This window comes from Paenibacillus sp. A3M_27_13, from assembly GCF_024213315.1.
GTDB lineage: Bacteria > Bacillota > Bacilli > Paenibacillales > Paenibacillaceae > Paenibacillus > Paenibacillus polymyxa_B.
Map to the genome: position 1 here is coordinate 229,211 of NZ_JANAVE010000005.1, position 13,055 is coordinate 242,265.

The 13,055-nt window shown below is 43.4% G+C and carries 10 protein-coding genes; all 10 read left to right on the top strand.

The window, feature by feature from the left end:
• Positions 1-96 precede the first annotated feature (96 nt).
• On the top strand, positions 97-1,899 hold the full coding sequence (locus tag NLX82_RS19045; protein ID WP_075153699.1) for an acyltransferase family protein: 1,803 nt from the start codon (positions 97-99) through the stop codon (positions 1,897-1,899).
• A gap of 27 nt (positions 1,900-1,926) precedes the next feature.
• Positions 1,927-2,625: an SGNH/GDSL hydrolase family protein gene (locus NLX82_RS19050; protein WP_028541104.1), complete on the top strand. Its 699-nt coding sequence runs from the start codon at positions 1,927-1,929 to the stop codon at positions 2,623-2,625.
• A 47-nt stretch (positions 2,626-2,672) separates the two neighbouring features.
• Positions 2,673-3,665: an LCP family protein gene (locus tag NLX82_RS19055; RefSeq protein ID WP_028541103.1), complete on the top strand. Its 993-nt coding sequence runs from the start codon at positions 2,673-2,675 to the stop codon at positions 3,663-3,665.
• A 129-nt stretch (positions 3,666-3,794) separates the two neighbouring features.
• Complete coding sequence (locus NLX82_RS19060; RefSeq protein ID WP_254348760.1) at positions 3,795-6,608, top strand: M14 family metallopeptidase; 2,814 nt, start codon at positions 3,795-3,797, stop codon at positions 6,606-6,608.
• Positions 6,609-7,038: 430 nt separating this feature from the next.
• Positions 7,039-7,212 carry a hypothetical protein gene (locus NLX82_RS19065; RefSeq protein ID WP_254348761.1) on the top strand — a complete coding sequence of 58 codons (174 nt, stop codon included), beginning with the start codon at positions 7,039-7,041 and terminating at the stop codon, positions 7,210-7,212.
• A gap of 181 nt (positions 7,213-7,393) precedes the next feature.
• A complete protein-coding gene (locus NLX82_RS19070) occupies positions 7,394-8,503 on the top strand; it encodes a TolC family protein (RefSeq protein ID WP_254348762.1) in 1,110 nt (369 codons plus the stop codon).
• A gap of 35 nt (positions 8,504-8,538) precedes the next feature.
• Positions 8,539-10,011 (top strand): efflux RND transporter periplasmic adaptor subunit, encoded by a 1,473-nt coding sequence (locus NLX82_RS19075; protein ID WP_254348763.1) that lies wholly within the window; start codon positions 8,539-8,541, stop codon positions 10,009-10,011.
• Positions 10,008-10,745 (top strand): ABC transporter ATP-binding protein, encoded by a 738-nt coding sequence (locus NLX82_RS19080; protein WP_254348764.1) that lies wholly within the window; start codon positions 10,008-10,010, stop codon positions 10,743-10,745. The genes NLX82_RS19075 and NLX82_RS19080 overlap by 4 nt, the downstream gene beginning before the upstream one ends.
• Entirely contained in the window at positions 10,742-11,956 is a 1,215-nt protein-coding gene (locus NLX82_RS19085; RefSeq protein WP_053324567.1) for an ABC transporter permease, read from the top strand. Before NLX82_RS19080 ends, NLX82_RS19085 begins: the two co-directional genes overlap by 4 nt.
• A 5-nt stretch (positions 11,957-11,961) precedes the next feature.
• The gene (locus tag NLX82_RS19090) at positions 11,962-12,282 is read left to right on the top strand and encodes a hypothetical protein (protein ID WP_209435650.1); all 321 of its coding nucleotides are present in this window, start codon (positions 11,962-11,964) and stop codon (positions 12,280-12,282) included.
• Positions 12,283-13,055 lie beyond the last annotated feature (773 nt).

Below are 13,055 nucleotides of genomic sequence, written 5' to 3' on the forward strand. Positions count from 1 at the left end.
CAATTTGTTTACATGTTGATCAAACTTTAGCGACATCTTTTTTCTATAGTAAATGAAGCAAGATCATTAGCCTATAAGGACAAGGAATGGACCATAGTGAATGGAAACCGGAATTTGCACCTGAATCAACCCATAAAACGTTATATGACCGGTCTGGATGGGCTAAGGGCCATCTCCGTGCTTGCTGTTATTGCTTATCATCTTCATTTCAGATGGGCAGAGGGTGGGCTGCTGGGAGTGGAGATTTTCTTCGTCCTGTCAGGATATCTAATTACGGATCAGATCCTTTTTGAATGGAGGACGCGCAGCGGTTTTTCTATTGTGCAATTCTGGATAAGACGAATGCGCAGACTACTGCCAGCAATGATCTTTATGATGACTGCAGTGGCATTGTGGTTTTTAATTACCGATTTCTCCAGACTGCAGGAATTAAGAGGGAATTTTGTATCCTCGCTTTTTTACGTAAACAACTGGTATCTCATTTTTCATCATGTTTCCTATTTTGAGAGCTTTGGCCCGCCTTCTCCAATCGGGCACCTCTGGTCGCTTTCCATTGAGGAACAGTTTTACGTAATCTGGCCGCTTGTTCTACTGATCGGTCTGTGCCTTGCACCGCGACGAGGCAGACTGATGTTATACATTCTGGGTTGCGCCGCCGTATCCGCCATAGCAATGGCCGTTATATACGAACCCGGAACAGATCCAAGCAGGGTGTATTACGGGACGGACACGCGGGCGTTTGCCATTTTAATCGGAGCGGCTCTGGCGGTAATTTGGCCCAGCTGGAGACTGAGCGACAATGTATCTTCTTCGTCCCGGACCATGCTGGATATGACTGGCGTACTGGGCATTGTAATGCTGTTTATCCTGATCGGTCAGACCAACCAGTTTGATGATTCGCTGTATCGCGGCGGTTTTCTTTATTTATCACTCATTACTGCAGTTGTTATTGCTGTACTTGTTCATCCGGCCAATCGACTGGAACGATTGCTCGGCTGCCGGCCTCTAAGCTGGATCGGTAAGCGATCTTACAGTCTGTATATATGGCATTATCCGGTCATTATTTTATCAAGTCCCGCGGTAAGTACCGAAGATGCCAGCTATATGCGCATTGCTCTGCAGGTAATGGTCAGTTTCATAATGGCGGGTCTTTCCTACAGATACATCGAAGAGCCCATCCGCCGCGGGACCTTTGGGACCAGCCTAAAATCACTCCGCAGATCAGGCGCTGGCAGCCAACTAGGTCTTGTCGTAATTGTTATCGCCATCATTCTGGTCCTGACATCATGGAAGACGGATTCACCAGATCCTGTACCCGATGTGCCAGCAACCGTAAGCCGGGAATCCGTCCAGACAGAAAAGCTGCAATCCGGCTGTTCTGCTGAAAATCATTCCGCTGAAAATACAGGCCATTCCGCAGAAGGAGAGGGGGTCACGGCGATTGGAGATTCTGTCATTCTGGATGCCGCCCCGTTTCTGGAAAAACAGCTTCCCGGTATCATCATAGATGGCAAGGTGGGACGGCAAATGTCACAGGCCGAGGATGTGCTTGATGGCCTGCGGGCACAGGGCAAACTTGGCCATAAAATTATTATTGAACTCGGCACCAACGGCGTTTTTAACCAGAGTCAACTGAAGTCCTTGCTGGCTTCACTGCAGGATTCCCGGCACATTTATCTGATAACGACCAGAGTACCGAGAGGGTGGCAGAATACCGTAAATGACAATCTACGTGAAATTGCTGGTGAATTTCAAAATGTCCGGCTTATCGACTGGTATTCGGCCAGCGAAAACCGCAACGATCTGTTTTATGACGATGGTGTTCATCTGAAACCAGAAGGCGCTCAGTATTATGCCTCGTTTTTGATTGATGCTATCAAACAAGATAAAACCTACTAGCATGTTAAAGGGAAGGATGAACTAGGTATGAACAAAAAAAATGGATGGATGGTAAAAACATTAGGGGGTTTTATGGTTATCCTTATCGCTTTAGGAGCCATCGGCCTCCATATGCACGCAAAGCAAAATTCGGATGATAACGAATCACGCAGCAAGGATTCTTCTCTATACAATCTTGATGCGATGCAGCCCGCTGCACAAAAGCGTGCGGCTTCCAGCACCAGCGGAGAACAAGCTCAACCATCCGCTTCCTTAAACGGCGAGGGCGTCACGATGATTGGAGATTCGGTTACGGTCGGAATTGAGCCTTATTTAAAAGAGCAGCTTCCGAATATGACGGTTGACGGCAAGGTTGGCCGGCAGATGTCTCAAGCTATAAAAGTCATTAATGAATTGTCCGCCCAAGGCAAACTGGGAGACCAGGTCATTATCGAACTCGGCACCAACGGTCCGTTTAGCAAAGACCAACTGCGCGACGTACTGCAATCCCTTTCTGGAGCCAGACAGGTAATCTTGGTCACCACCCGGGTGCCGAAAGGCTGGCAAGACACGGCGAATGACACGATTGCACAGGTCGCTGGTGAATACAGTAACGTCAGCGTGGTGGACTGGTATTCGGCTAGTGTAGGCAAAGATGAATATTTTTATAGAGATGGCGTCCATTTAAAACCAGATGGTAGCCGATACTACACTTCACTTCTCGTAGCAGCCTTGCAAAAATCTTAAATACAGAAAGGGGCAGGGGCGTTCATCATCCAGAAAGGAAGAATGACATGACACAGAGGAAAAAGAGGATATTGACTGTAACATTGTTACTTGTGGTCGCTGCTGTAATCTTTGTCTTTTACTATTTCTTGTCCATTTACAAAGGATTAGAAGGACTTAACAAAACACCGGCAAACTCCTCGTTCATTAAAGTAAGCACCGATAATGCCGAAGCTCTGGAAGCTCCGGAGTGGGAGGGAACCGAGCCTGTCAACATTCTGCTGATGGGTGTGGATGCCCGTGGAAGTGACAAGGGCGAGGTACCCAGATCCGACAGCATGTTGGTCGTTTCATTGAATCCTGCCAATAAGCATATTCATGTATTTTCGATTCTTCGAGACACTTATACGGATATTCCCGGGTACGGCAAAAATCGAATTAATACCGCTGTTACGCATGGGCCAGATACGGCGATGAAAGCAGTCAGCGAATTGCTGGGGGTGCCTGTTCATTTTTATGTATATACGGATTTCCAGGGGTTTATTAAACTCGTGGATGCTGTAGGCGGACTCGATTTTTATGTCGAAAAGGATATGTACTATGAGAGCAAAGCCGATCAGCATGAGTATGATATTAATTTAAAGCAGGGACAGCAGCATTTCGACGGCAAAACGGCGCTTCAATATGTCCGTTTTCGTCATGATGCCATGTCCGATTATTCCAGAACAAAAAGACAGCGGCAATTGATTACGGCATTAGCCGAGAAGGTAAAAACAACGACTTCCATTATGAAGTTTCCTTCCATTCTAGAGGAAATCAGTCCGTATATCGATACCAATTTGTCAGTCTCTGATATGTGGAATTTGGCTTCGGTAGGGTATCAAAGTACATTACAGGGAAATGAACAAATACCGCCAATGAAGCTGTTAAAAGAAACCTATGTAGGCAGAGCGGCTGTTCTGGACGTAAAAAGTCGAACGGATTTGAAGCAATTTGTGCAAAGTATCATAAACTCCGACGCTTCTAACTCGATTACAGACAATCCTTCCGAACAAAAGTAGAAAACAGATTTTGAATAGGATTGGACAATATATAAAATCATCATTTGCCGGACAATAGTCTGTTAAATGCTCTTTGTGAATAAAGAAGAGTACAACATGGTCTTTCGGTTATAAATAGGGGGAAAAAGAATGGGTACAAAACCGATAGTAAAGTTCTGCTTGGCGTTAACCATATCCGCCGCCATGCTTCTGGAGATCACTGCTCCGCACATGGCTATGGCTGATGCTGCACAGCGTGCAAAAAGCACGTTATTGAACGATAAACAGAGTCAACCAACAAAAACAATTTCAACGCAAGGTGAAAATACCCGGACACTGAAATTGGATAACAATGTAGCATCCATGACGAAGAAAAGAACAATTAAAGCTAGATTTAAACTTCCGAAGGGGACCAATATAAAGAAAATACGCTGGACATATGGTGGAAAGCCATTATCGGAATGGAAATCGTACAAGAATGGCGATTATAATGGCGCCCCCTTTATCACAGTTACTCAGATAAAAGCAGAAAACGGAGAAGTCACTGCAAATATCAATTTCGGTCTTGCTTACGGTACGGAGAATCTTGCCGAACCGAGTCTGCAGCGTCCGCTATACGCTTCCCTGATGGGGACCTATGAACTGGCTGCAGTAGTCAACGGAAAAACTGTTGCCCGTGCTCCCATTAAGTTGGTCCCATACGACAGCTTCCGTACCTATGATGAACTGAAGCCGGAGATTGATGCGATTACGGCACAGGCAGCTCAAAAAAACAACAGATACATTAAGACGATATCGATCGGCAAATCCGTGGAAGGCCGCGATATTTATATGACTGTGCTTGCCAAAGATAAAGCAACGATTGACAAATATCAGAATGTAACTCATCCTGACATGCTGAATCATCCTGCAAAGCTGGAGAACGATATTAAATCCGGTGCATTCGGAGATTATCAAGTGCCCATCTGGATCAACAATATTCATCCAAATGAAGCGCCGGGCTTTGATGCGATTATCAATTATTTTAAGACAATGGCCCTCGATAAAAATGTTACGTACAAAACTACCTCGTCCAATGGAAAATCGAGTACGGTAACTCTGAATTTGGATGATGCGCTTGATCATGTATTTTTCCTGTTCCTGTATACGGAGAATCCGGATGGAAGGGTTCATACCGAACGTTCTAATGCTGAATATTTTGACTTGAATCGGGATAATTCATATCAAACTCAGCCTGAAACACGCAGTATAACAGAGCAAATCGCCAGATGGTCGCCGATTTCTTTCCTAGATCTGCATGGGTTTGATAAGAATTTTCTGATTGAGCCTACCACACCGCCTCACAATCCGAATATTGAATACGATTTGCTTATGGATAACATGGTAGAACAGGCAAAAGTGATGGGTGAAGCAGGTATTGCAAACACGAAGTATGATTACTACCATATTCCTTATGAAGAACATCGTAAAACGGCCGAAAATCCTAAATATGTTTCCAAAGGAACTGCTTCGGGATGGGACGATGTGTCTCCAGCCTATACAGCTGTCTTCGCCATGCACCATGGTGCAATGGGACATACGCTGGAAACACCTGAATCGAATGAGGAGTCGACCAAAGCATTGTACTATAGTGTCGCTGCAGCAACCGATTATGTTATGGAAAAGAAAGAAAAGTTATTTTTGAACCAGCTGAAAATATATGAACGTGGAATTAATAATATGGATGATCATGCCGTAGATCGGTATCTAGTCAATGCAAAAAATCAAGTCATTGGCCGCCCGCGTCACGGTAATAAGAATTTTTTCCCTGAATATTACGTTTTGCCGACTGATAAAAGTCTTCAAAAAAATCCGCTGGAAGCCTACCGGATGATTGAATATTTTATCCGCAATGGAGTAAAGGTTGAACGCTCGACAAAAGCTGTAAGTGCTGCTGGCAAGACCTACCCTGCAGGTTCATTTATCATAAATATGCATCAGGCCACACACGGCATTGCAAACATGGTTTTATATGATGGTATTGACGTCTCAGATTATGCTTCCGTAGCTGGCGAGATTGTACAGGACTTTCCAGTCCTACGAGGATTTGAATGTGATGCGATTAGAGAAGCCGGAGTGTTTGCGGGCAAAACTTCTCCGGTGACTTCCGTATCGATTCCGGCAACACAAATGCCGAATCATTCTGCCTATGTTTTAATCCGAAACACCAATAACGATGTCATCAAAACGGTTAATGAATTGCTTAAATCCGGCAAAGTGGTTACAATGCTATCCAAAAGCGGAACAGGATATGAAGCGGGCGACTTTGCAGTGGCTTATGATGATCTGCACCCGCTGGCCTCGAAGTATTATCTTGATGTAACGGCATTCGGCAATAATAGACCTGTTGGCAAAGTTCTTAAACCTTCTACGGTAGCCGCTCTCGGTGAACCAGCTTATGTGCTCAAAAATCTCGGTTTTAAAGTGACCGATGATCAGCAACATGCCGATGTGCTGGTGAATACATTCGATTCCGATAAACTTGTCGAGAAAGGAAAGCCTTACATTGCTTATGGAAATATGGGAATGGATAACGTGAAAAACTCAATTCCTCAATTTGCATTTGCTGGACCGACATGGGAAAGATACGAAGGGGTGTTCCTAGCGAATGTCAAACAGGATAATGTAATTACAGCCCCTTACGCTAACGAAGAATACTTCTATACCGTTACAGGTTCTTACATTACAAAACTACCTAAAGCAGCAAAAGTTCTTGCGACCATAAGTAATAAAGAAAACTTCTTCAAAGCGGGCTGGTGGCCAGGTCACGATGCTGCAAGAGGAAAGATCATGGCCTTCACCTATAAGGAAAACAAAAAGAATCTTACTGTTTTCTCCAATGATCTAACCAATGGCGCTCATTCACAGCAGCAATTCCGACTACTGGCCAATTCAATTTTTAATGCCGTCGCCGGAAAATACTGAGTGACTTTTAATGATATTGCAAACAACCTTATTCCAGTGATCAACTGCGAATAAGGTTGTTTTTGCGATAAAACGGTTTCGCCTACTGTGACATTTTGTTTACAACTTGATCAAACTTTAGCGACATCTGCAGGATATATTGGACTATAGCGTGACATCAATCCTCTGCATAACCAGGTTGATAAAAATGTGAATTCAGTATTTTCAGGGAGGAATGCAAGTTGCTAAGCAGTATAAAGCTGATGAGCAGATTCGTCAGAGAGTATGTGGAGGAGACAAGAATTAAGGATACTGTTTATTCCAAAAGCGTTCGACCCGCACAATGGTTACAACAGCAGCAGTTTTGCTCGTGACGGCCCCGCCGCTAATGGTTCTTGGATCAAGCATTTTCTCGAGCGCCTATCTTCTTAGTGATATCGCGGGAGGTTCGATGTCTGCTCTCGCCTGGGCTCCTGCATTTGTTACTGGTATGGCCATTGGTCGCTTTGCTCTCACCAGGATGCGAACTGCTCTCTTACTCACAGGCAGCGGTATCGTTATGCTTGTTATTCGTACAACACTGGCTGTTTATGTACTTCCGAATTGGAGTCTGCACCTTGAATAATGGCTGGTAAGTGTGCACGGAGCTGCTCCTGCACAGCCGGATGAATACGCAATTTGGCCTCTTATAACGTTAAAAATATTTAGTATCATTCCATCTTATACTTTTAATATTGAGGAAAATATAAGATTCGTATAACAACGTATTTATATAAAGATATAAAAATTGGAAAGAAGGCGGTTCTATGAAAAAACACATGTTGATTTTATTGCTATTGGCCTTATCGGCCAGTTCTTTATCAGCGTCCTTTGTTCAAGCAGAAGAGGCGCAGCAGCAGTCTTCCAATACAAGTGTGAAATTAACACTGAGTCAAGCCCAGCAATGGGCGCGATCAAATAGCTTTAGCTTGAAGGAAGCCCAGCAAACGATAGATCGTAACCGGATTAACCTAAAAAATGCAGGTAAGAATTTGGATTTTATTCCGGCAGGTACAGGCAACGGTGAGGAAGATGCGGCTAGTAGCTCAGCTTGGAAGGGGTATGCCTCATCGACGGTTTCTTATTTGGAATCTAAGAAGCAAATTGAACTTGCCCAAGATCAGACAGACTACGCTACAATGAAAAACTATTACGATGTACTTCTGGCTGATAACAAAGTGAAGAGCAGTGAGGATGCACTTACGCTTGCGTTATTGGAGGAAAAAGCTGCTGAGGCGAAAGCCAACCGTGGGAAAATTTCTCCAGGTGATCAAAGCACCATTACTCAGAATCGACTAGAAGCACAAAAGAATGTAGAGATTGCAAAAGCTGCGCTTCGAAAAGCGATGGATTCACTAAATACGCAAATGGGGCAACCTCAAGGTACGGTGTATGAACTGGTTGATCGACCTGTTTACCGGAAGATGGATAACACGAATTTAGATACGCTGGTGACGCGTGCCATCTCGGCGAATCCTTCGGTATGGAGGCAGGAGGAGGCTGTCAAGCTGGCAAAGATGGAAGTTAAATATTACACGTGGAACTCAGGAAATGATGATTATGAAATTAAACAGATTGAAGTAGATTCAGCAGAAGGCGGATTGGAAAATACCAAGGACCAATTAGCAGAAACACTGAAGAGTATGTACTTTAACTTACAGCAGAGTTATGAACAATACGAACAAATGCAAAGTAATCTGCAGAACACTAATAAAGTATTAGATATATCTCGTAAAAAAAAGGAACGAGGATTTGCTACAGGTACAGAGGTCGCCACGAATCAGTTAAAAGTGAAGCAAATTGAACGGAATAAGGATGAACTAATTGTTCAAATGACAATGCTGCAACATGCTTTAAACAAGCCGTGGAGCGTATAGGTTTTAGAAAAAATACATTTTAAGGGGATATAACATTGTCGGAAACAGAAAAGAAAGATGCTTTGCAAGTGTTAAGAAGGAAAAAAAGATTGAAAGGGATCATAGGTATTCTTGTCTTGGTTATTATAGCGGGAATTGGAAGTTTTGTTTATATGAAAAAGGGGCAGGAAAAGCCCGTGGAGAGTCCTGTGAACCAGATCGTAAAGGTACAGAAAACAAACATGACCGAGTCGCTTAAAGTGACTGGGACCGTTCAGGCATCTAAGGAAGTGAATATTAATTTTACAAATGTCGAGGGTGCCAAGCTCATTGCTGTCAATGTCAAAGCAGGAGATAGTGTCAAGGCTGGTCAGGTGCTGGCTCGTTTGGATGATTCCGATTCCAGGTTACAAATTAAAAATGCTGAGTCCAATGTAGCGATAGCCCGAGCCAAGCTGGAGGAAACCAAGCGTGGACCGAAGTCCAGTGATATTGAGCTCCAGAAGGCAAATGTCTTAAAGGCACAGATGGCGATTAAAACAGCCAAGGACGGGATGGATTTAGAGGAAGCCACTGCACAAAAAGAGGCGGCCAAGGTGACTTTGGATAAAGCACAAAAGGATTATGATGACCAGGTTTATCTAGTTCAGAATGATGCAGCTGCAGAAAGTGACCTGGCGACGGCCAAGCAAAACCTGGATAAGGCAAAATTGGATATGAATAATGTTGAACTTCAATATAAAAAGGCAAAGAACCGCCAAGCTCAGGCGATTGAGGAGGCGGAAATGGGCTATAAAACAGCTTTAATACAATTAAGAGCTGCACAGTCCCCGCCTGATGCTTCCAACATTCAATCCGCACAGGCTTCTTTACAACAGGCGGAAACGGAATTGGAACAGAAGAAAAGTGTCCTGAACAAATTACAGGCTACAGCGCCATGGGATGGAATAATCATGAAGGTCAACGGCGATGTGGGTACCAGTCCTACAGCACCTTTTATTGTTATGAACAACTCTAATACAGGCATTATGAAGGTTAGTGCCAAGGTTAACGAAAGTGACATTGCTAAAATGAGGACTGGGCTTCAGGCTACGATGCACACAAGTTCATTCCCGGACAAACAATTTAAAGGCAAAGTCCTCTTTGTATCTCCAGAGCCGGTTACTGAATCCAATGTGACTACATACAAAATTGAATTATCTTTAGATAGCCAAAAAATAAAGCTACAGTCAGGGATGAATATAGATGTATCGCTCCAGTTGGCTGAGCACAAAGATACGCTTACAGTGCCACTGTTCGCATTGAGATCCGAAGGTGGAGTGGATGGAGTATATGTAGCGAAGAACCCGGCTAACCCTGCAGATTATGAATTCAGGCCAGTGAAGCTGGGTGTCTATACAGCGGATCAGGCCGAAATCAAGTCCGGTGTCAAGGAAGGCGAGACCATTGTTATTCCACCTCAGAGTGGTAGTGCTGGTTCCAATGGCAGTCAAGAGGGTCAAGACCCTGATGGGGGTCAGGCACAATGAGAGAAAATCAATCCCATAAAGTTGTTATCGAAATTAAAGAACTGAAAAAAATGTATGAGGTAGGCGGTCAGAAGATTCAGGCTCTGCGCAGTGTTAATTTATCTATTAGCGAAGGTGAATTTGTTGCCATTATGGGACCTTCTGGTTCGGGCAAGTCTACCATGATGAATGTCATTGGTTGTCTTGATCATCCCGATACCGGAGAGTACTACCTGGATGGGTACTCCATATTGGATGCTCGTGAGAACGAGCTTTCGGAGATTCGAAATCAGAAACTGGGTTTTGTGTTTCAGAAATTCTATCTACTTCCCCGAACTACAGTATTAGCAAATGTAGAGCTACCTATGATGTATGCAGGTATACCTGCCAAGGAACGCCGGGAACGAGCCGTGGAGGCACTACGTAGCGTTGGTCTTGCAGAACGAATGTATAACAAGCCTAATGAGCTTTCTGGTGGTCAGCAGCAACGTGTCTCCATTGCCCGAGCATTGGTGAATAATCCTGTTATTCTGCTGGCGGATGAGCCTACGGGAGCACTGGATACGAAGACGAGCGTCGAGATTATGGAGCTGTTCCAAGGCTTGAATGAGCTGGGAAAAACCATCGTCTTGGTCACGCATGAGCTGGAAATTGCTGAATATGCCAAACGATTGATTAGTTTTCGGGATGGTAATATTGAACGAGATGAGCGTATTACGAATAGACGAATTTCATCAAGGATGGTAAGCCTATGAATTTGATGGAAACAATCCGTGTATCTATGAATAGCTTAACCACCAACAAGATGCGCTCATTTTTAACGATACTCGGTATTATTATTGGGGTAGCGGCGGTTATTGCCATTATGGCAATCGGAAATGGATCTAAGGCCAGTATTAAGGAGGAAATCGACAAATTAGGAAATAACGTGCTTATGGTTGCTCCAGCCATGCCAATGACTGAAGAAGAAGTCATTGTGAGCAACTTGGCCTCATTTACGTGGGCTGATATCGAGGCGTTGGAACAAAAGAAGTCTATAGATGCATTAATGCCAAATATAACGAGCAATTCAAAAGCTACGTGGGGGCGATATAACTATAACGCCACTATTGTAGGGACTTCCGCTTCATTCTATAAGGTCAAAAAGGTTTCCTTTGCCGAGGGTAGAACATTTACCAACGATGAGATGGATAAACGCATGAATGTCGCCGTCCTTGAAAGCCAAGCGGTTCAACGTCTTTTTGGTGGAGATACCCAAAATGTATTAGGACGAACGTTTCAAGTTAAACAGATCCCTTTCAAAGTGATCGGAGTATTGGATACTCAGCCAGTTACGAACTTAAGCTACGGTAGTGATGATCAAATTTATATCCCTGCTACCACTATGATGAACCGTTTGGGTGAGAAGAATATTGTCACTCTGGATGTGTCCGCCAAGTCACCAGCTTTGATGGATCAGGCTCATTCAGACATATTGGAAAGCTTGCGTGTGACGCACCAGCTAAAACCTTCAGAACCGGATCAATTTCAAGTTACGAGTCTGTCCGAAGCAGTAGGTGCAGCTTTCGGTGTAGATAAAATCATGAGCAACTTGCTGGGAGGTGTAGCCGCGATATCGCTCGTGGTAGGGGGAATCGGAATTATGAATATTATGATGGTTTCAGTTATAGAGCGTACGAGAGAAATCGGGATTCGAAAAGCTATCGGTGCCAAGCCAAGAGATATTATGATTCAATTTCTGTCAGAAGCAGTTATCTTCGGTCTAATGGGTGGTATCCTCGGGGTTGTTACTGGTATAGCAGCATCCAAAATAATTGAAGCAACTTCTCATATGGCCATTCAATTTACGGTCTCGCCTATCATATATTCGTTTCTCAGCTCCGCAGGTACAGGCATTCTATTCGGGGTATATCCAGCTTATAAAGCAGCAAGCTTGAAGCCTATAGATGCATTGAGATACGAATAATTTTATTGGCACATGGTCGCAAAATAAAACGTAAACTGCTTCTAGATTTTGGAGAAACATATACTATTGAAAAAAGCTATACGCATAATAGAACCAGAGCTCATCGGATTAAGAGAAGAAGACTACTGTTTATTATTATCATTTGTATTGTTCTAAATATTTTAAAACTCTCTGACATCTTCAGTAGTAAACCACAGCCAGTAAAAACGATTGAATTTGCAGAAAAAATAAAAACAGTATCAACCGACAAATTAAATAACGAATCCAAAGGGAGCGAATCCTCTCTAAAAAATGTTACTGATATTGAAGATGCAGCCATTTGTTGAAAAGTACTTGAATCAGCAAATGCTCGTCCAAAAGCCTGAGGAGACAGATGATAAAAATTTCTATGTTATTTATGTCAAGAGAACACTGTAACCAAACAGAACGGAAGGAATAAGCAAAATATGGACATTAAAGATTTAGAGGATCTATTTTTATCTTATAAATCAGAACTCTTTGGAAATCCTTGAGAATAGTGCATAACAAACAGGATGCCGAAGATTTGTTGCACGAATGCTTTAATTCGGTTTATAAGTGCTTCCCTTGACTGGCCCAAAGATCGTATCCGTTTTATCTTTTGAGAATTGCCAAAAATCTTGTTATAGATTTATTAAGAAATGAAAAAAGATGGGAGGATACTCTTCACATAGAGATTGATTATCACTGGGATACCCTGGATTTGAAAATTCGAGAGGAAGTCGATCGGATTTTTTTGATGGTAAGTAATGACTAGCAAAGGACTGTACTTCATTGCGCCTAGTCCAAGGATACTCCATAAAAGAAATAGCTAATAATTTTAAACAAGAGTGAAGCTTCTGTGAAGTCGTTGCTGCACAGAGCTTCTTTTCAAGCACTAATCCTTAAATTTCTTTTTATTGTTGGGACTTTTTGGACCTGTCTGATTTCAATGCGCAGGTCAGGTGTCGGGCACCCAGGTAGGCCTTTCCGTAATCGTTATTGCCTTTGTTTTGATTCTGGCTTCATGGAAGACGGATACGTCAAAGCCCGACCTTTGCCTGATGCGCCGGCCGCTGTAAGCCAGGAACCGGTCCAGACG